We start from the raw sequence: 19,526 nt of genomic DNA, 5'->3' as shown, positions 1-19,526 counted from the left end.
ATGCTCGCACAACGGGTCACGGCCCGGCAACCGACTTCTCCCGCGCGTCCGGGTCCCCCCGCAGCACCGAGATGACGCCCATCACGGCGGCGCAGACCGGCACCGCGAGCAGGGCGCCGATGATCCCGGCGATGCCCGAGCCGGCCACCACGGCGACCATGATGGTGGCCGGATGCAGCTCCACCGTCCGGCTCTGGATGACCGGCTGGAGGACGTTGCCCTCGATCATCTGCACCGCGAGCACCACGCCCAGCGCCCAGAGCGCCGTACCCAGGCCGCCGTCGGCGAGCGCCACCAGCACGGCCACCGTGCCGGACAGGAAGGCCCCGACGAAGGGGATGTAGGCGCCCATGAAGACCAGCGCGCCGAGCCCGGGCGCGCCCGGCACCCCGAGGGCGATCAGGCCGATGGTGATGAAGCCCGCGTCGATCAGCGCGATCAGGGTGGTGCCCCGCATGAACCCGGCCATCGCGTCGAAGGCCCGCTCCGCGCAGGCGATCACCGTCGTGGCGCTGCGCTCGGGCAGGTAGGAGCGGATGGCGTCGCCGGTGCGGTGGCCGTCCCGGAGGAAGAAGAACACCAGGGCCAGCGCCAGCACCCCGCCGGTGACCAGCTGGGTGAGCAGGCCGAGCCCGGAGAGCACGCCGTTGGTGAGGGTGGAGACCAGCGAGTTGGTCTCGCCCTTGGCGTTGTCCAGGCCGTGCCGGATCTTCGCCCCCAGCGGGCCCAGCCAGTCGGCCAGCCGCTGCCCGGCCTCCTGGAGCGAGGAGGCGATCTGCGGGGCGCTGTGCACCAGCGAGTTGACCAGCAGCGCGATCACCCCGCTGACCGCGACCACCAGCACCACGCAGGTCAGCCCGGCCGCCAGGCTCCGGCTCACGCCCCGGCCCACCAGCCACGGCACCACCGGGTAGAGCAGCGAGGCCCCGAGCAGCGCCAGGACGAACGGCACGGTCGCGGCCCGCAGTTCGACCAGCGCGAAGACCACCAGCGAGGCGACGGCGATCAGCAGGATCACCGCCACCGACCAGGCCGCCGCCTGCCGCAGCCCGGGCGGCAGCATCAGGTACGGCCTGCGGTCGTCCGGCTGCCGCTGCTCGCCGGGCGCGCGCTCCACGGACACGGCCACCTCCGCCGGGGGTCGTCGACGATTCCGAACCGCCCCAGCTCAGCAGAGGTTCCGACGGGCCGCGCGGCGGATCGGCCGGGAGCACCCGAACGGGCGACCCGGGCGCCCTCCGGCCGAGCACCGCTCCGGTCAGCGGCGGCCGTCCAGCACCGAGCGCAGGACGCCGATCCGGTTGGAGGTGATGGACGCGACCCCGGTGTCGCGCAGCCGGCGCATGGTGCGGCGCAGGTCGGCGGTCCAGGTGGAGACGGCGAGCCCCCGCTCCGCCGCGGCGGCCGTGAACTCGGGGGTGACCAGGCCGAACGGCGGGTTGAGGTAGCGCGGGCGCAGGTCGTCCAGCAGGGCGCGCACCGGCATCCGGGGCTGCTTCCAGGTGAGCGCGATCTCGGCGTCCGGGCTCAGTTCGCGCACCGCGAGCATGGCGGTGGTGGGGCCGCAGAAGGCGACCGCCGCCTCGGCGCCGAGCCCGGTGACGACCGACCAGGCGGCGGCGGCCGGGCCCGCGTCGTCCAGGTCGATCAGCAGCCGGCGGCCCTCGACGGCCGTCACCGCCTTGACCGCCTCGGCCAGGGTGGGGACGGCGAGCGGCCCCTGCCGCAGCTCCTCCAGCTGGTCGGCGGTGACCCGGTCGATCGACCGCGCGTCGCCCCAGAGCCGCTCCAGGGTGCGGTCGTGCAGCAGGACGGGCACCCGGTCGCGGGTGAGCTGGACGTCCACCTCGACGGCGTCGGCCCCGGCGGCGAGCGCGGACTCGACGGAGGGCAGGGTGTTCTCGCGGAAGCGGTACGGGTCGCCCCGGTGGGCGACGGCCAGCGGCTTGGCGGCGAGCGTTCCGGCGGCGAGCGGCTTGGCGGCGGCGTTCATCGGATCCTTCCCGAGAGCCAGGGGGTGAGGCTGTGGACGCCGATGTCCTCGCGGTGGCTCGGCTCCCCGGGGACGGTGACGATCAGCGTGGTGGACGGCGGGAAGGTGCGCGCCTTGACGTGCACCAGGTCGGACCAGACGGCGTTCAGGAAGCCGGGGACGCGGTCGCGGTCGACGTCGAAGGCGATGCCCTCGACGGTCACGGCGACCTCGTCGTGGGTGAACAGCCGGACGGTGACGGCGGGGCGGCCGTCGAACTCCAGCAGCGCCTCGTGCGGGATGGCGTCCAGTTCCCCGAGCGAGCCGCCCGAGCCGCCCGGACCGTCCGGGCCGACCAGCCCGGCGAAGGTCCGGTCGCGGCCGATGTCGTGCTGGGCGCGGACGGTGCGGCCGTGCCGGGCGGCCACGGCCTCGATCGCGAGCACGGCGCTCTGGGTGGTCGGCAGGTGCGGGGGTGGCATCCGGGCGCCTCTCGGTTCGTTCCGGGACTCGTACGAAGGGGGTTACAGGGGGCTGCGGAGGGATCCGCGGGGATCCACCGGGCCGGCTAGCGGCGTTCGATCATCACATTGGTGGACTTGATGACCGCCGTGGCGGGCGCACCGGGGACCAGGTTGAGCTCCACCGCCGAGTCCCGGCTGATCAGGGACACCACCCGGAACGGCCCGGCCTGGATCTCCACCTGCGCGGCCACGTCGCCCAGCACCACGTCGGTGACGATCCCCGGGAAGCGGTTGCGCGCCGAGGACGGCCGGCCCTCCGCCTCGGCGTTCTCCGGCCGGGCCAACTCCCGCGCGAAGGCGGCGAGTTCGGCCCCCGGGATGATCCGGTGCCCGTGCTCGTCCCGCGCGGCGGCGACCCGCCCGGCGTCCACCCAGCGCCGCATGGTGTCGGCGCTGACGCCGAGCAGCGCCGCGGCCTCGCCGATGCGGTACGGGTTGGCCGGCACCTCGGGCTCGCCCATGTGCGTCTCCTGACGGTGGTTCGGGTTCTCGGGGCGGGCGCCCCCGCGCCATCCTGCCGTACCCGCGGTACGGACGATCATGTGAGGGCCGCCCCACGGCATACCTTATGGCTCGCCGAAGAGGTCGCGCCGTGCCGCGTCCCCGGCGGTGAGCACCGCCCCGGCGAGCACCGCGCCGCCGCCCGCCGTACCGGCCCGCACCTCGGTGCTCAGCGGGGAGAGCAGCGCCAGCCGCCGCTCGACCCGGCCGGCCAGCTCCGGCCCGCCGGCCCGGCCTATCTCGCCGCCGAGCACCACGCAGCCGGGGTCCAGCACCACGCAGACGCTCGCCGCGCCGATCGCGATCCGCTCGGCCAGCTCGTCCAGGAAGCCCCCGCCCGCCTCGCCGGCCGCGAGGGCGGCCCGGACGGCGGCCTCGGCGGCGGGGGCGTCCCCGGCCGGGTCGGCGGGCAGCCCGTGGGCGCGGGCCAGCGCGCAGATCGCGGCGCTGCCGACCAGGCCGTGGAAGCCGCCCTCGCAGCTGTCGGCGCTGGGCAGGCCGACGGTGCCGGGGACGGGCAGGAAGCAGATCTCGCCGGTGCCGCCGGAGAAGCCCCGGCGCAGCCGCCCGTCCAGGATCACGGCGGCGCCGACGCTGTGGCCCAGCCAGAGCAGGACGAAGGTGTCGCGGTCGCGCGCGGCGCCGACCCGGTACTCGGCCCGCCCGGCCAGGTTGACCTCGTTCTCCAGGATCACCTCGGTGCCGGGCAGCCGCCGCAGCTCGGCGAGGAGTTCGGCGTGCCAGGCGGGGAGCTTGCCGGTGCTCTGCAGCCGCCCGGTGGCCGGGTCGACCAGCCCGGGGGCGCCGACCGCGACGGTGTGCAGCCGGTCGACGCCGGCGCCGCGCGCGGTCTCCAGCAGGGTGGCGACGATCTCCCCGGCGGTGTCCGGCCCGCCGTCCCCCTCGACCGGGACCTCGGCGGTGGCCAGGCTGCGCCCGGCCAGGTCGGCGACGACCAGGCTGACGCCGCCGGAGCGGACGTCGAAGGCGGCGAGGTGGGCCCGGGAGGCGACCAGCGCGTAGAGCCGGGCGTTGGGGCCGCGCCGCTGTTCCCCGCGCTCGCCGACGACGGCCACCAGGCCGGTGCGCTGGAGCCGTTCGAGCAGGTCGGCGACGGTCGGCCGGGACAGGCCGGTGAGGCCGCGCAACTCGGTCGCGGTCAGCGGACCCTGTTCGAGCAGGAGGTTGAGTGCCAGCCGGTCGTTGATCGCCCGGGCGGTGCTCGGCGTGGCCGTACGCGCGATGGTCATGGCGGATCATCCTTCCAGAGTGTTTCTATCAGGGTCCCTTCCTGATAGTTTATCGACCGTCACAGGGCACTGTCGCGCCCCACACCGCGCGACCGGGAGGGAACACCCCATGAACGGGACCACCGCGCCACCACCGCCACCGCCGGAACCGCTGAGCGCACCCCGCCGCGCCCGGGCCAGCATCGCCCTGGTCTTCTGCGTGCACGGGGCCGTCAGCGGCAGCTTCGTCACCCGCATCCCGTGGCTCCAGGACCGCCTCGACCTCTCCACCGGCCAGCTCGGCCTGGCCCTGGTCATGCCCGCCATCGGCTCCTCCCTCGCCATGCCGCTGGCCGGCCGCTTCGTGCACCGCTACGGCGGCCGGGCCGCGGTGCGCGGGCTGATCTCGCTCTGGTGCCTGGCCCTCGCCCTGCCCGCGCTCGCCCCCTCGCTGCCGGTGCTGTGCGCGGCCCTGCTGGTGTACGGCGCCGCGGCCGGGATGGCGGACGTCGCGATGAACGCCCAGGGCGTGGAGATCGAGGAGCGGCTCGGCCGCTCGATCATGTCCGGACTGCACGGGATGTGGAGCGCGGGCGGCCTGCTGGCCTCCGCCTTCGGCATCCTCGCCGCCCACCTGGACCTCGACGCCCGGCTCCAGCTGGCCGTCACCGCGCTGGTCCTGCTCGCCCTCGCCCAGCCGGTCTGCCGCGGCCTGCCCGACATCCGGGCGCACGAGGGCGCGGAGGAGCCGCCGCGGTTCGCGCTGCCACCGCGCAGCTCGCTGGTGATCGGGCTGGTCGGCTTCTGCGCGGTCTTCGCCGAGGGCGCCTCGATGGACTGGAGCGGCGTCTACCTGCGGGACGTCACCGGCGCCTCGGCCACCGTCGCCGCCGCCTCGTACACCGCCTTCTCGCTCACCATGGCGGTCAGCCGGCTCGCCGGGGACGCGGCGATCCGCCGGCTCGGCGCCGTCCGCACCACCCGCATCGGCGGCGCCGTGGCCACCGTCGGCGGCCTGCTGGTGGTCGCCGCCGACAGCCCGGCGCTGGCCATCCCCGGGTTCGCCCTCCTCGGCATCGGCATCGCGGTGATCGTCCCGCTCGCCTTCGCCGCAGCCGGCCGGATCGGCAGCAACCCCAGCCAGGCCATCGCGGGCGTCGCCACCGTCACCTACACCTCCGGCCTGATCGCCCCCGCGGTCATCGGCGCCCTCGCCCAGGCCACCTCGCTGACCGTCTCCTTCGGACTGGTCACCGCGCTCGCCTTCGCCCTGCTGCTGAGCGCCGGGGCGCTGCGGCTGGCCGAACGGAATTCCGGCGGCGAAAACGTGACCGCAACGTCACCGGAAAAGCCTTCCGGAAAAGATCTCTCCACGATATGATGATGAATTCCTGAGGGAATTCCCCGCTAAAGTCTCGAACCGCCGGGCGCGCCGCGTCCGGCGGTTTTCGTGCTCCGCGAGAGGGATTCCCCGTGTGCTACGACCCGGACGCCGCCCCGCCCGCCCCCGGTCCCGCCCCGTGGCCGCTGGCCGAGGCCGCCCCACTGACCCTGACCTCGGCCGACGGCACCCGGTTCGGCGCCTTCCTGGCCCGCCCGGAGGTCGCCACCGGAGTCGGCGTGCTCGTCCTGCCGGACAACAGGGGCCTTTCCCCGTTCTACCGGCAGACCGCCGCCCGGCTCGCCGAACAGGGCCACCCGGCGCTCGTCCTCGACTATTACGGCCGCACCGCCGGAGCCTTCCCGGAAAAGCGCCCGGCGGAATTCGGCGAACTGCCGGACCTGCTCCCCCACCTGCTCGCGCTCACCCCCGAGGGATTGGACGCCGACATCACCGCAGCGCTGGAACGGCTGCGCGCCGCCGGGCCCGCCGAGGTGGTCGCGCTCGGCTTCTGCTTCGGCGGCCGACAGGCCTTCCGGACCGCCGCGCCGCGCTTCGGCCTGGCCGGCGCGGTCGGCTTCTACGGCTACCCGGACACCCTCCACGGCGCCCCGGGGCCGACCCAGCTCGCGGCGGAGCTGACCGCCCCGGTCCTCGCCCTCTGGGGCGGCGCGGACGAGCACATCCCGGCCGCCGCCGTCGAGGCCTTCGACGCCGCGCTCACCGCGGCCGGCTGCCCGCACACCTTCGTCACCTATCCGGGGGCGCCGCACAACTTCTTCGAGCTCGCCGCGGTCGACCACGCCGACGCGGCCCGGGACGCGTGGCAGCGCCTGCTGGGCTTCCTCGCCCGGCCGCGCTGAACCCGGATCCGGCCCCCGCCCCAAGCCTTGGACCGGGGCATGGACGGCGGCGGGGCCGGGGCCCGGGACCGGTTAGGCTCGGGCGGTGTTCGAGCCCGATGCCGTTCCCGTCCCGCCCCTCGCACCGCAGGTGCCCGCCATCGCGCCGCGTTCCCCGTGGTGGCGGTTCGCCCTGCTGGTCGCGGTGCTCGCGGCGGCGGCCGGCTCGCTCCTGTTGTGGAGCCCGACGGAGCTGCTGTCCGGCGGGCTGGCGGACCGGATGCCGGGCTACTGGTTCGGCCCGCTGTTCGCCCTGGTCTACGCGGTGGGGACGCTCGCCTTCGTGCCCCGGCCGGCCCTGAACGCCGCGGCCGGGCTGCTGCTCGGCATCCAGCAGGGCGTGCTGCTGGCGGTGCTCGGCACCACGGTCGGCGCCGCCCTGGCCTTCGTGCTCGGCCGGGGCCTCGGCCGCGAGGCGCTCCGCCCGTACCTGCGCGGGAAGGTGCTCGGGGCGCTGGACCGGCGGTTCACCGAACAGGGCTTCCGCAGCGTGCTGGTGCTGCGGCTGCTGCCCGGCATGCCGTTCCAGGCGGCCAACTACGGCGCGGCCTTCTCCGGGGTCCGCTTCCTGCCCTTCGTGCTCGCCACCGCGATCGGCGTGGTGCCGACCACGGCGGTGTACGTCACGGCGGCGGCCAGCGCGGGCCGGCCGGGCTCGGCGGCCTTCCTGCTGTCGGCGGGGGTGATCGCGCTGCTGGTGCTGGGCAGCGTGGTGGGCCTGTGGCGGGCGGCCCGGACCCGCCGCCGGGCGACGGCCGGCTGAACCCGGCCACCCTGTCCACGGCCGCCCACCAGGACAAAATCGTTCGCGCCGGTGCGCCGCCGGAGGCCAGGATGGCGCGCATGACTGCACCGGACCCGCGGGTGGACCCGCCGATGACGGCCGACGAGGCCGCCACCCTGCACGCCTTCCTCGACTACCACCGCCACACCCTCGCGCTGAAGACCGAGGGCCTGACGGACGACCAGCTGCGGCTGCGCTCCGTCCCGCCGTCCAACCTCTCGCTGCTGGGCCTGGTCCGGCACATGGCCGAGGTGGAGCAGTACTGGTTCCAGTCCGTCCTGCTCGGCCAGGAGAACGCCGAGGGGCACTTCTGGACCAAGGAGAACGAGGACGGCGACTTCGACGACGTCGACACCGCCGACGTCGCGGCCGACTTCGCCGTCTGGCGCGCCGAGGTCGAGGCCGCCCGCAGCGCCGCCGCCGGCCTGCCGCTTGAGACCGTCGGCAAGAAGCCGCGCCGCGGCCGGCCGGTGACGCTGCGCTGGATCCTCACCCACATGATCGAGGAGTACGCCCGACACAACGGCCACGCGGATCTTCTGCGCGAATTGATCGACGGATCGACCGGCGAGTGACCCTGCGGGTGACACCGCGGGTGAAATCGTTTCCGCATTGTTGACAGAAGGTCAATTACGCCGTGACCGCGACCGATAAGGTCAACGCGCGCAACCGTACGGCGCTGCGCCGCGTCAGTGGGAGTGCCCGGGTTCGCCCGGGTTTCCGGCGCGGCACGACTCGTACGGGGGTTGCGAGCGGGCACGGGACCGGTGAACAGTGCGATACTCGGACAGTTCCGACGAGTGGATGACGTGTCAAGAACGGCACGCACCCCCGGGGGACCAGGACGGGACGAGGCAGGGAGGCGCGGCATGGGAGCACTTCGCGACGAGCACCACAACGGGTGGCTGATGCCCTCGGGGAACTACCCGGCCGCGGTGTACGACGACGAGTGGGTCGATCAGGAGACGGTTCCGGCCGCCCCCGCGCCCACGAAGATCGTCTCCCTGCGGCCGACGGGCTTCGAGGCGGCCCGGACGGTCGGTGAGCACATCCGGGCGAGCATCCCGGTGGTCATGGACCTCACCGAGATGTCGGAGGCCGAGGCCAAGCGCATGGTCGACTTCGCCTCCGGGCTGATCTTCGGCACCCGGGGCGGCATCGAGCGGATCGCCCGGAGGGTCTTCCTGCTCACCCCGGCCGACGTCGAGGTCATGGTGATCGACCGCCCGATGGACGACACCGGCTTCTACAACCAGAGCTGAGCCGCCGCCCCGCGAGGGCTCACCGCACAGGCATCCCGGAACCGGGGACGGTACACCACCGTCCCCGGTTTTTTGCTGTCCGAGCACCGAGGGTCTGCGCCTCACCTGAGAGCTCGAACAAAAGAATGAGACATCGGTGTCTCATATGAACTAGACTCGGTCCATGGCCACCGACCGCGACACCGTCCTCGAAGCCGCCGTCGGCGTGCTCTCCCGCCGCCCGACCGCCCACCTGGACGAGATCGCGCGCGCCGCCGGCATCAGCCGCGCCACGCTGCACCGGCTCTTCCCGGGGCGCGACGCGCTGATCCGCGAGGTCGGCCTGCTCGGGCTGCGCCGGTTCGCCGCCGCACTGGACACCGCCGAGGTCGAAGAGGGCGACGCCGAGGCCGCGCTGCGCCGTCTGGTGGACGCCTCCGTGCCGGACGCCATGCTCTGCGCCTTCCTGGCCGGAGAGAACCAGCTCTACGAGAACGACGACATCAACGACCTCTGGGAGGTCCAGATCGCCCGGCTGCACGCGCTCTTCCTGCGCGGCCAGCAGCAGGGCGTGTTCCGCATCGAGCTGAGCGCCGCCTGGCTGAGCGAGGCCTTCTTCGACCTGGTGGCCGGCGTCGGCTGGTCCATCCAGGACGGCCGGCTCGCCCCGCGCGACGCCGCCTTCTCGCTCGCCGAGCTGTTCCTCGGCGGCGCGCTGCGCAGACCGGACGCGCGGACGCCCGTCCCTGCCGCCCAAAGCGCCACCCCCAGCGCCGTCGACCGCAGCACCGCTGCCGTCACCACCCCCATCCACAGCACCGCCGACCACAGGCCGGACACCGATACACCATGAACACCCTGACCGCCCGCCAGCGCTGGACCGGCCTCGCCGTCCTCGTCCTGGCCGTGACCGTGGTCGCCCTGGACGCGACCGTCCTCTCCCTCGCCATCCCGTCCATCAGCGAGACGCTGCGCCCCAGCGGCACCCAGCTGCTCTGGATCGGCGACTCCTACTCCTTCGTGCTGGCCGGCCTGCTGGTCAGCATGGGCGCCCTGAGCGACCGGATCGGCCGCAAGAAGCTGCTGCTGGCCGGGTCCGCCGCGTTCGGCGCCGCCTCGCTGCTGGCCGCCTACGCGCCGAGCGCCGGCTGGCTGATCGTGGCCCGCGCCCTGCTCGGCGTGGCCGGGGCGACGATCATGCCCTCCACGCTCTCGCTGATCCGCGGCCTCTTCCCGGACGACCGGGAGCGGGCCACCGCGATCGGCATCTGGGGTGCGGCCGCCACCGCCGGGGCCGCCCTCGGGCCGGTGGTCGGCGGGGTGCTGCTGGAGCACTTCTGGTGGGGTTCGGTGTTCCTGCTGAACATCCCGGTGCTGATCCTGCTGCTGGTGTTCGGCGCCTGGCTGCTGCCGGAGTCCAAGGACCCGAAGCCGGGCCGCTGGGACGTGCTGAGCGTCGTCCTGTCGATGGCCGGCGTGATCGGCGCGGTGTACGCGGTCAAGGAGGCCGCCGCGCACGGCGTGGACCGCTGGGACGTGCCGGTCGCCTTCGTGCTGGGCACCGCCGCGCTGTTCGTGTTCGTCCGCCGCCAGCTGCGGCTGGAGACCCCGCTGCTCGACGTCCGGCTGTTCCGCGACCGGCGGTTCACCGCGGCCGTGTCGGCCTCGCTGATCTCCCTGATCGGGCTCTCCGGCGTGATCTTCGTGGTCTCGCAGTACCTCCAGCTGGTCCGCGGCTACCAGCCGCTCCAGGCGGGCCTGGCCGAGCTGCCGGCCTTCGCGGGATCGGTGGTCGGCGGCCTGCTGACCGCCCTGATCGCCCGCCGCTACGGTGCCCGCAAGGCGCTGACGGCCTGTCTGCTGGCGATGGGTCTGGGCGTGGGCGCGCTCGGCTGGCTGGAGCAGGACACCACCTACCTGCTGCTGGCCGCCTCCTTCCTGCTGGTCGGGACGGCCGAGGGCGTGGTCTACACGCTCGGCGCCGACCTGGTGCTGAACGCCGCGCCCGCCGACAAGGCCGGCGCCGCCTCGGCGGTCTCGGAGACGGCGTACGAGCTGGGCACCGCGCTCGGCATCGCGCTGGTGGGCTCGGTGGTCGGCTCGATCTACGCGAACGGGCTGGCGGTCCCGGCCGGGACGGACCCGGCGGCGGCCGCCCGGGCCGGCGAATCGCTGGGCTCGGCCGTCGAGACGGCGCAGGGCCTCTCCCCGGAGCTCGCCCAGCCGCTGCTGGCGAGCGCCCGGGAGTCCTTCGTCCACGGCATGAACAGCGCCGGGCTGCTGGCCGCCGCGCTGCTGGTCGGCGCGGCCGTGATGGCCTGGCGGCTGCTGCGCGGGCTGTCCGAGCCGACGGCCGGGGCGGAGGCGGGCGCCGGGACCGGCCCGGAGGGCGCCGTCGACGTGTCGGCCGCGCAGCCGAGCGTCAAGGCGTAACAGCGCACCGAGAACGGCCGTTCCCCCGGGGGGAACGGCCGTTCTCGTGTACGGAACCACCGTTCCTTACGGGACCTACGAGACCCCGAAGGGCAGCTCCAGCTCGGCCCAGACCACCTTGCCGTCCCGGGTGAGCCTGCTGCCCCAGCGCTGGGCCAGCTCGCTGACCAGGAACATCCCGCGCCCGCCCTCGTCCTGCTCGGCGAACGGGCGCAGCTGTGGGGTCTGGCCGCCGGCGTCGGCGACCTCCAGGGTGAGCACCCGGTCGCGGAACAGCCGAAGCCGGCGCGGGGCGTCGGCGTGCAGCAGGGCGTTCGTGACCAGCTCGCTGACCAGCAGCTCGGCGTAGTCGGTGAGCGCGGCCAGGCCCCAGGCCTCCAGGGTGGCGCGGGTGAAGCGGCGGGCCCTGCCGGGCAGCCGGCCGCCGCCGGACAGCGGCAGGGTGGCGACCCGGTCGGCGGGCAGCGGCAGCACCCGGGCCATGATCATCGCGATGTCGTCCTCGGTGCCGTCGGTGACCAGCGCCGCGAGGACGGCGTCGCAGTTCTCCTCCAGGGTCCGGCCGGGGCCGGAGAGGGTGCTGGCGAGCCGGTCGATCCCGGCGTCCAGGTCCTCGCCGCGCCGCTCGACCAGGCCGTCGGTGTAGAGCGTGACCATGCCGCCCTCGGGGATGGTGAACTCGATCGACTCGAAGGCCACCCCGCCGACGCCCAGCGGCACCCCGGGCGGCACGTCCACCCGGGCGGCGGTGCCGTCGGGGGCGACCCGGACCGGCGGCAGGTGCCCGGCCGAGGCGACCTGGACGGTGCGCTCCAGCGGGTCGTACACCGCGCAGATGCAGGTGGCGAACTGGCCCTCGCCGATTCCCGAGGCGGTCTCGTCCAGCCGGGTGAGGACCTGCTCCGGCGGCATGTCGAGGGTGGCGAGGGTCCGGGCGACGGTGCGCAGCTGGCCCATCGTGGCGGCGGCCCGGATGCCGTGGCCCATCACGTCGCCGACCACCAGGGCGACTCTCCCGCAGGACAGCGGCACCACGTCGAACCAGTCGCCGCCGACCTCGCTGACCACGCTGCTGGGCAGGTAGCGGTAGGCGATCTCCAGGCCGAGGGTGCGGTGCACCTCCTGCGGCAGCAGGCTGCGCTGGAGGGTGAGGGCGGTCTCCCGCTCGCGGCGGTAGAGCCGGGCGTTGTCGAGGGCCAGCGCGGTGCGGGCGACCAGTTCCTCGGCGAGGGCGACGTCGGCGGCGGTGAACGGCTCGGGGTTGCGCATCCGGATGAACTCGGAGCCGCCGAGCACCATGCCCCGGGCGGTGATCGGCACCATCAGGTACGAGTGGATGCCCGCCGCCATCCCGGGGGCCACCCGGTCCTCGCTGGAGACCAGCCCGCGCAGCACGTCCTCGTCCACGTGGGTGCGCAGCAGCGGCTTCCCGGCGCGCAGGCACTGGGTGTAGCTGCGGTCGGGGGCGTACTCGGAGGTCTCGCCGACCACGTCCACGGCGTGCGCGAGGCCGCTCTCGTAGGACTCCCCGACGGCGACGGCGCGGAGCGTGACGTTCCGGTCGGAGGGGATCGCGGTGGGCTCGGCGCCGCGCAGCACCGGCTCCAGCAGGTCGACGGTGGCGAAGTCGGCGAACCGGGGGACGACGGCCTCGATCAGTTCCTCGGCGGTGCGCTGGAGGTCGAGGGTGGTGCCGATCCGGGCGGTCGCCTCGGCGATGGTGGCGAGCCGTTCCTGGGCCCGGGCGGCACGGGCCTCGGCCTGGAAGCGCTCGGTGACGTCGATGATCGAGGAACAGACCCCGAAGATCCGGCCGGTGGAGTCCTCGAGCCGGAAGTAGGAGGCGGACCAGGCGCGGTCCCGCCGGGGGTCGCCGGGGACCCGGCCGTGCGAGCGGGCGTCGACGACGGGCTTGCCGGTCTTGAGCACCTGGCGCATGATCTGCTCGATCTCGGCGCTGTTGATGCCGGGCAGGACGGCGGATATCCGGCGGCCGAGGTGGGCGGCGACGGGCACCCCGTTCATCCGGGCGAGTGCCTCGTTGATCCGGATGTAGCGCAGTCCGGTGTCGTAGACGGCCATGCCGATCGGTGAGCGGCCGAAGATGCCGTCCAGGACCGCGAGGTCGGCCTCGACGGCGTGCAGGGCGCGGGTGTCGGAGGCGGTGGCGAGCAGCAGCAGGGTGCCGGCCGGGCCGGCTATCGGGTAGGTGCGGAACTCCAGCTCGACCTTGTGGCCGTCGCGGTGGCGCACCGGGAAGACGCCGGACCAGCCGCTGCCGGTCATGATCCGCTGGAAGAGGCCGAGCACCTCGGAGCGGTCGGAGCCGTCGGTGAGCAGCTGGGCGGCGTAGCTGCCGACGGCCTCCTCGGCGGAGTAGCCGAGCAGGGCCTCGGCGTCCTCGCTCCAGTGCAGGATCAGTCCGTCGTCCTGGAGCAGCGCCGTCGCGAGCGGGACGAGCCGGTGGCCTTCGGGGTTCGCGCCCTCGGGACGTACCGGGGCACGGCCCGGTGCCGGGTCGGCGGCGGTCGCGTCCCACTCGTGTCCGTGCATGATCAGGCAGCACCCCGGTTCGGCTCGTGCCCGGCCGGGTGGGCCTCGCGGTCGGTGCCGGCCGGGATTCTTCTCCAGACTGCACGGACATCGGCCGCCCGGCGACCCCTTTGGTCAGGGGGCGTCCGGTCGCTCCGGGTGTACGGGCGTCATGGGCGTACCGGCCGCAGCGTACTCTCCAGAACGCCCGCCCACTGCCGGATCACGCCGGAACGTCGGTGGCTGTCGTCGGTGAGCAGGTTGGCGAGGCCCAGTCCGCGGGCGAGGTCCAGCGTGGCCTGCACGGATTCGCGCACTCCGGGGCGGCTCTCGTCGGCGTCCAGGAACTCGACGGCGGCCCGGTGGGCCTCCCGGCCGACGTGGCCCTCCAGGGCGATGATCCGCTCGCGCAGCGCCTCCTCGGTGGCGGCGGCGGTCCACAGGTGCAGGGCGGCGCGGAACAGCGGGCCGGTGTAGAGCCGCACGATCATGTCGACCACGGCCCCGGTGCGGTCGGGGCCGGCGGTCGGCAGCTCGTCCGCGTGGGCGCGGACGGCTGCCAGCCGCTCGGCGGTGACGTGCTCGACGGCCGCGGTGAAGAGGTCCTCGCGGGTCGGGAAGTGGTGCTGGGCCGCGCCCCGGGAGACCCCGGCCCGTTCGGCGACGACGGTGACGGTGGAGCCGTGCCAGCCGAGCTCGGCCAGGCAGTCCACGGCCGCCGCGAGCAGCCGGGCCCTGGTCGCTCGGCTGCGGTCCTGCTGCGGGGTGCGGGCGGCGGGGTGGCTGGTCATGGCGGCGGGCGGTTCCTGTTCCGGTCGGGGCGCGGCGGGTGCCGGTCGGGGCGCGGCGGGACGATCCTCACAGACGCGCCCCGGTCCCCGGCCGCCGGGGCGGCCCCGGCCGGTCAGCGGGCGGCGGCGCGCCCGGCCTCGCGGGCGCGCAGTTCGCGGCGCAGGATCTTGCCGGCCGCGGACTTGGGGACGGTGTCGACGAACTCCACCAGGCGGACCTTCTTGTACGGGGCGACCTGTCCGGCGACGTACCCGGTGACCTCCTCGGCGGTCAGGGTGCTGCCCGGGGCGCGGACCACGAAGGCCTTGGGGCACTCGGTGCCCTCGGCGTCCGGGACGCCGATCACGGCGGCGTCGGTGATCTGCGGGTGGCCGAGCAGGACGGCCTCCAGTTCGGCGGGGGCGACCTGGTAGCCCTTGTACTTGATCAGCTCCTTGACCCGGTCGACGATGTACAGGTAGCCGCGCTCGTCCACGAAGCCGACGTCGCCGGTGTGCAGCCAGCCCTCGGCGTCGACCACCGCGGCGGTCTCGGAGGGGCGGCCGAAGTAGCCCTTCATCACCTGCGGGCCGCGGATCAGCAGCTCGCCGGGCTCGCCGGGCCCGAGGTCGCCGTCGGAGCCGTCCAGGGCGGTGATCCGCAGCTCGGTGGAGGGGACCATCCGGCCGACCGAGCCGGGCGAGGGGTCGCCCTCGCGCGGGGAGACGACGTGGGTGACCGGGGAGAGCTCGGTCATGCCGTAGCCCTGGAGCAGGTGCGGCAGGCCCAGGCGCCGGGCGCAGGCGTCGGCGAGTTCGTGGTCGAGCGGGGCGGCGGCGCACAGCAGGTACTCGACCGAGGAGAGGTCGTACTGCTCCACGACGGGGTGCCGGGCCAGCGCGAGGGCGATCGGCGGGGCCACCACCAGGGCCTGCACCCGGTGCTCCTGGACGGTGCGGCAGAACTGCTCCAGGTCGAAGCGGGGCAGCACGACCACGGTGGCGCCGCAGCGCAGCGGCTGGTTGAGCAGCGCGGCCAGTCCGTAGATGTGGAAGAACGGCAGGACGGCGAGGACCCGTTCGCCCTCGGCGGGGCGGTAGAGGGCGTCGCACTGGGAGAGGTTGGTGGCGATCGAGCGGTGGGTGAGCATCACGCCCTTGGGCAGGCCGGTGGTGCCGCTGGAGTAGGGCAGCACGGCGATGTCCTCGCCCGGGTCGATGGCGACCTCGGGGGCGGGGCCGGTGGCGGCCAGCAGGTCGGCGAGCGAGCGGTGGCCCTCGGCGCCGTCCAGGACGACGGTCTCGGCCAGCGGGCGGCCCTGTTCGGCGAGGAGTTCGGCGGCCGCACGGGCGGTCGGCAGGAAGCGGGAGACGGTGACGAGCCAGCGGGCGCCGCTGTCGCGCAGCTGGCCGGCGAGGTCGGCGGGGGTGGCGAAGGACGAGACGGTGGTGACGGTGGCGCCGGCCCTGGTCGCGCCGTAGTAGGCCATCGGGTAGGCGGTCGAGTTGGGGCTGAAGAGGGCGACGACGTCGCCGCGGCGGACGCCTGTCTCGGCCAGTCCGGCGGCCACCCGCTCGACGGCGTCGGCGAGTTGGGCGTAGCTGGTGGTCTCGCCGGTGACGCCGTCGATCAGGGCCGGGCGGTCGCCGTACTTCGCCGCGGCGCCGAGCACCGCCTCGTGGATCGGCAGGTCGACCACGGCAACGTCGGGGAACTCGCTTCGGAACACCAAGGTGGGCCTCCAGTATGGAAGTTGACGTAGCAACAAAACCGGCTAGCAGTTCCGTGCGGGGCGCGTTCAGGAGCATACGGACAGTAGGGGGCCTGGCTCGGCCATTGTGGGGAACCCGTAATGGACCATCCGTGGCACGGTCGCTCCCGGGGGGCGCCCGACCGGAGGGCGCGCACCACGGCCGCCCGCCTCCGGGAGCGGCCCCGTCCCCCGAACTCCCCGCTGTGGGGCCCCTGTCCGGCCCCGTCCCGCTCCTGCCGCTCCGGCCGCGCCCGGTGGCGAGGGCTACGTCAAGGCCTGCGCCGGCGCCACCCTGGCGGGCGACACCGAACGGGTGGCCGACCGGGGTGGCGGGTGCGGCGGCGGCTGCTCGGGACCACCGGCGGCGGCCGCTCAGTACGACTTCGGCAGCCCGAGGGTGTGCTGGGCGACGTAGTTGAGCACCATCTCGCGGCTGACCGGGGCGACCCGGCCGACCCGGGTGGCGGTCAGCAGCGCGCCCAGCCCGTACTCCTGGGTCAGGCCGTTGCCGCCGAGGGTCTGCACCGCCTGGTCCACCGTCCGGGCGGCGGCCTCCCCCGCCGCGTACTTGGCCATGTTGGCGGCCTCCCCGGCGGCGAGGTCCTCGCCCGCGTCGTAGAGCAGCCCGGCCTTCTGGGTCATCAGCCGGGCCAGTTCGATCTCCACCGCGCACTGGGCCAGCGGGTGGGCCAGGCCCTGGTGGGCGCCGATCGGGGTGGACCAGACGGTGCGGGTCTTCGCGTACTCGACGGCCTTGCCGAGGGCCTGGCGGGCGAGGCCGAGCGAGAAGGCGGCGGTGAGGACGCGCTCGGGGTTGAGACCGGCGAACAGCTGGAGCAGACCCGCGTTCTCGTCGCCGACCAGGGCGTCGGCGGGCAGTCGGACGTCGTCCAGGAAGACCTGGAACTGCTTCTCCGGGGCGACGAGTTCCATCGGGATCGCCCGGTACTCGAAGCCGGGGGTGTCGCGCGGGACGACGAACAGGCAGGGCTTCAGCTTCCCCGTCCGCGCGTCCTCGGTGCGGGCCACGAACAGCACCGCGTCGGAGTGGTCGATGCCGGAGACGAAGACCTTGCGGCCGGTCAGCAGCCAGTCCTCGCCGTCCCGGCGGGCGACGGTGGATATCCGGTGCGAGTTCGAGCCGGCGTCCGGTTCGGTGATGCCGAAGGCCATCCTGCGGCTGCCGTCGGCCAGGCCGGGCAGCCAGCGCCGCTGCTGCTCCGGGGTGCCGTAGCGGGCGATCACGGTGCCGCAGATCGCCGGGGAGACGATCAGCATCAGCAGCGGGCAGCCGGCGGCGCCGAGCTCCTCCAGGACGATGGCGAGGTCGGTGATGCCGCCGCCCCCGCCGCCGTACTCGGCGGGCAGGTTGACGCCGAGGTAGCCGGCCTTGCCGGCCTCCGCCCACAGTTCGTCGGCGGGCTCGCCGGCCCGGGCCTTGGCGAGGTAGTAGGCGGAGCCGTAGCGGCGGCCGAGGTCGCCGACGGCCCGGCGCAGGGTCTGGCGTTCGGGGGTCTCCAGGAGCTGACTGCCGATGGACATGCGGGGTCCTTCCTCAGGCTTCGGTGGGCCGGACGACGGCCAGCAGGGTGCCGGTTTCGACCTGCCGGCCGGGGGTGGCGCGCAGTTCGACGAGGGTGCCGTCGACCGGGGCGACGACGCGGTGCTCCATCTTCATCGCCTCCAGCACCAGCAGCGGCCGGCCGGCGGTGACGGTGTCCCCGACGGTGGCGGCGACCCGGACGACGGTGCCGGGCATCGGGGCGAGCAGCGCGCCGGGGTCGGTGCGGACGACGGGTTCGGGGAAGCGCGGCAGGGCGGTGAGCGCGGTGCCGCCGGCCGGGGTGTCGACGTGCACCCGGTCGCCGTACCGGGCGACGCGGTAGGTGCGGCGCAGCCCGCCCTCGGACAGCACGACCCGGTCCGGCGCGGCCTCGACGAGTTCGACGTCCGGGTGGTCCTCGGCCAGCAGGCCGGTGCGGGTGTGCCGGTAGCGGACGGCCGCCTCGGTACCGTCCTCGGCCCGGTAGCGCTTGAGCTGCGGCTGGGAGGGCAGGTTGCGCCAGCCGGAGGGCAGCGCGCCGCGGCGGCCGGCGGCGTCGGCGAGGGCGGCGGCCAGCGCGGCGCGGTCGACGCCCTTGGTGTCCGGGGCGGTGAGGTCGGCGGCGTGCTCGGCCAGGAAGCCGGTGTGCAGGTCCGCGGCCAGGAAGGCCGGGTGGCGCAGCGCCCGGACCAGCAGCTCCCGGTTGGTGGCCGGGCCGTGGACGCGGGCGCGGGCGAGCGCGTCGGCGAGCCGGCGGGCGGCGGCCGCGCGGGTGGGCCCCCAGGCGATCACCTTGGCGAGCATCGCGTCGTAGTGCGGGGTGATCTCGCTGCCGGACTCCACGCCGGAGTCCAGCCGGAGGCCGGTGCCGGAGCCCGCTCCGGCACACGTGAACTCCTGGTACGGGAGCGTCAGTTCGAACCGGTGCAGGGTTCCGGTGGCCGGCTGCCAGTCCTTGGCCGGGTCCTCGGCGTAGAGCCGGGCCTCGATCGCGTGGCCGGCGGGGGCCGGGGGGTCGGGCGGCAGCTCCGCGCCCTCGGCGACGGCGAGTTGCAGGGCCACCAGGTCCAGGCCGGTGACGGCCTCGGTGACCGGGTGTTCGACCTGGAGGCGGGTGTTCATCTCCAGGAAGAAGAACCGGCCGTCCCCGGCGAGCAGGAACTCGGCGGTGCCGGCGCCCGTGTAGCCGATCGCCCGGGCCGCGGCGCGGGCCGCCGCGTGCAGCTCGGCGCGGACCTCCGGCGGCAGGCCGGGGGCTGGGGCCTCCTCGATCACCTTCTGGTGCCGCCGCTGCAGCGAGCAGTCCCGGTCGCCGACCGCCCAGACGGTGCCGTGGGCGTCGGCCAGCAGCTGGACCTCGACGTGGCGCCCGGCGGGCAGGTAGCGCTCGCAGAACACCTCGTCCGAGCCGAAGGCCTTGGCCGCCTCCGCGCGGGCGGCGGCGAGTTCGCCGGGGAGCTCGGCCAGGCTCCGGACGACCCGCATGCCGCGCCCGCCGCCGCCCGCCGCGGCCTTGACCAGCAGCGGCAGGTCGGCCTCGGCGGGCTCGGTGAGCGCGCCCAGCACCGGCACCCCGGCCTCGGCCATCAGCCGTTTGGCGGCGGTCTTGGAGCCCATCGCGGCGATCGCGGCGGGCGGCGGGCCGATCCAGGCCAGGCCCGCGTCCAGCACGGCCCGCGCGAAGTCGGCGTTCTCGGAGAGGAATCCGTACCCGGGGTGGACGGCGTCGGCCCCGGCGGCGAGCGCGGCGCGGACGAGCAGGTCGGCGCGGAGGTAGGTGTCGGCGGGCGCGGCGCCGGGCAGCCGGACGGCGGCGTCGGCCTCGCGCACGTGCGGGGCGCCGGCGTCCGGGTCGGAGTGGACGGCGGTGGTCGCGATGCCGAGTTCCCGGCAGGTCCGGAAGACCCGGCGGGCGATCTCGCCCCGGTTGGCGACCAGCAGGTTGGTGATCATCGTCTGG

General features: G+C 74.8%; 16 protein-coding genes and 1 pseudogene. 7 read left to right on the top strand and 10 right to left on the bottom strand.

All coding sequences use genetic code 11. The features are described 5' to 3' along the window. Positions 1-16 precede the first annotated feature (16 nt). The 5 genes from ACFCY1_RS05730 to ACFCY1_RS05710 all read right to left on the bottom strand — a co-directional run bounded on the left by ACFCY1_RS05730 (position 17) and on the right by ACFCY1_RS05710 (position 4,247). Positions 17-1,123 carry an AI-2E family transporter gene (locus ACFCY1_RS05730; RefSeq protein WP_375873654.1) on the bottom strand — a complete coding sequence of 369 codons (1,107 nt, stop codon included), beginning with the start codon at positions 1,121-1,123 and terminating at the stop codon, positions 17-19. 135 nt (positions 1,124-1,258) lie between these two features. Then, complete coding sequence (locus ACFCY1_RS05725; RefSeq protein ID WP_375873653.1) at positions 1,259-1,993, bottom strand: glycerophosphodiester phosphodiesterase; 735 nt, start codon at positions 1,991-1,993, stop codon at positions 1,259-1,261. After that, positions 1,990-2,454, bottom strand: a complete 465-nt coding sequence (locus ACFCY1_RS05720; RefSeq protein ID WP_375873652.1) for a hypothetical protein — start codon at positions 2,452-2,454, stop codon at positions 1,990-1,992. Before ACFCY1_RS05720 ends, ACFCY1_RS05725 begins: the two co-directional genes overlap by 4 nt. An 86-nt stretch (positions 2,455-2,540) precedes the next feature. After that, entirely contained in the window at positions 2,541-2,957 is a 417-nt protein-coding gene (locus tag ACFCY1_RS05715) for a molybdopterin-binding protein (RefSeq protein WP_375873651.1), read from the bottom strand. Positions 2,958-3,062: 105 nt separating this feature from the next. Then, positions 3,063-4,247, bottom strand: a complete 1,185-nt coding sequence (locus tag ACFCY1_RS05710) for an ROK family transcriptional regulator (protein ID WP_375873650.1) — start codon at positions 4,245-4,247, stop codon at positions 3,063-3,065. A gap of 109 nt (positions 4,248-4,356) precedes the next feature. On the opposite strand from ACFCY1_RS05710, the gene ACFCY1_RS05705 reads away from it, so the two are divergent. The 7 genes and pseudogenes from ACFCY1_RS05705 (at position 4,357) to ACFCY1_RS05675 (ending at position 10,967) form a co-directional block, all read left to right on the top strand. Beyond that, a complete protein-coding gene (locus ACFCY1_RS05705; protein ID WP_375873649.1) occupies positions 4,357-5,607 on the top strand; it encodes an MFS transporter in 1,251 nt (416 codons plus the stop codon). A gap of 92 nt (positions 5,608-5,699) precedes the next feature. Further along, on the top strand, positions 5,700-6,470 hold the full coding sequence (locus ACFCY1_RS05700) for a dienelactone hydrolase family protein (RefSeq protein WP_375873648.1): 771 nt from the start codon (positions 5,700-5,702) through the stop codon (positions 6,468-6,470). 85 nt (positions 6,471-6,555) lie between these two features. Beyond that, positions 6,556-7,272 carry a TVP38/TMEM64 family protein gene (locus ACFCY1_RS05695; RefSeq protein ID WP_375873647.1) on the top strand — a complete coding sequence of 239 codons (717 nt, stop codon included), beginning with the start codon at positions 6,556-6,558 and terminating at the stop codon, positions 7,270-7,272. 80 nt (positions 7,273-7,352) lie between these two features. Next, a complete protein-coding gene (locus ACFCY1_RS05690) occupies positions 7,353-7,868 on the top strand; it encodes a DinB family protein (protein WP_074003846.1) in 516 nt (171 codons plus the stop codon). 294 nt (positions 7,869-8,162) lie between these two features. Then, positions 8,163-8,555: a cell division protein SepF gene (locus ACFCY1_RS05685; protein ID WP_053112231.1), complete on the top strand. Its 393-nt coding sequence runs from the start codon at positions 8,163-8,165 to the stop codon at positions 8,553-8,555. A 163-nt stretch (positions 8,556-8,718) separates the two neighbouring features. Beyond that, positions 8,719-9,255, top strand: a pseudogene (locus ACFCY1_RS05680) (TetR/AcrR family transcriptional regulator); the annotation flags it as partial. A gap of 128 nt (positions 9,256-9,383) precedes the next feature. Next, a complete protein-coding gene (locus tag ACFCY1_RS05675; protein WP_375873646.1) occupies positions 9,384-10,967 on the top strand; it encodes an MFS transporter in 1,584 nt (527 codons plus the stop codon). Between the two features lie 75 nt (positions 10,968-11,042). Here ACFCY1_RS05675 and ACFCY1_RS05670 read toward each other — a convergent pair whose 3' ends face one another. The 5 genes from ACFCY1_RS05670 to ACFCY1_RS05650 all read right to left on the bottom strand — a co-directional run bounded on the left by ACFCY1_RS05670 (position 11,043) and on the right by ACFCY1_RS05650 (position 19,519). Next, complete coding sequence (locus ACFCY1_RS05670) at positions 11,043-13,520, bottom strand: SpoIIE family protein phosphatase (protein ID WP_375873645.1); 2,478 nt, start codon at positions 13,518-13,520, stop codon at positions 11,043-11,045. Positions 13,521-13,669: 149 nt separating this feature from the next. Further along, positions 13,670-14,290 carry a TetR/AcrR family transcriptional regulator gene (locus ACFCY1_RS05665; RefSeq protein ID WP_049655195.1) on the bottom strand — a complete coding sequence of 207 codons (621 nt, stop codon included), beginning with the start codon at positions 14,288-14,290 and terminating at the stop codon, positions 13,670-13,672. Between the two features lie 113 nt (positions 14,291-14,403). Beyond that, a complete protein-coding gene (locus ACFCY1_RS05660) occupies positions 14,404-16,002 on the bottom strand; it encodes a 4-coumarate--CoA ligase family protein (protein WP_049659698.1) in 1,599 nt (532 codons plus the stop codon). 393 nt (positions 16,003-16,395) lie between these two features. Then, entirely contained in the window at positions 16,396-17,565 is a 1,170-nt protein-coding gene (locus ACFCY1_RS05655) for an acyl-CoA dehydrogenase family protein (protein WP_375873644.1), read from the bottom strand. Positions 17,566-17,578: 13 nt separating this feature from the next. After that, positions 17,579-19,519, bottom strand: coding sequence for an acetyl/propionyl/methylcrotonyl-CoA carboxylase subunit alpha (locus ACFCY1_RS05650; RefSeq protein WP_375873643.1), 1,941 nt, complete (start codon positions 19,517-19,519; stop codon positions 17,579-17,581). Positions 19,520-19,526 lie beyond the last annotated feature (7 nt).

Source organism: Kitasatospora sp. NPDC056273, assembly GCF_042268845.1.
Classification (GTDB): domain Bacteria; phylum Actinomycetota; class Actinomycetes; order Streptomycetales; family Streptomycetaceae; genus Kitasatospora.
The sequence above is the reverse complement of the archived record's forward strand: the minus strand, read 5'-3'. Positions and strand labels throughout refer to the sequence as shown.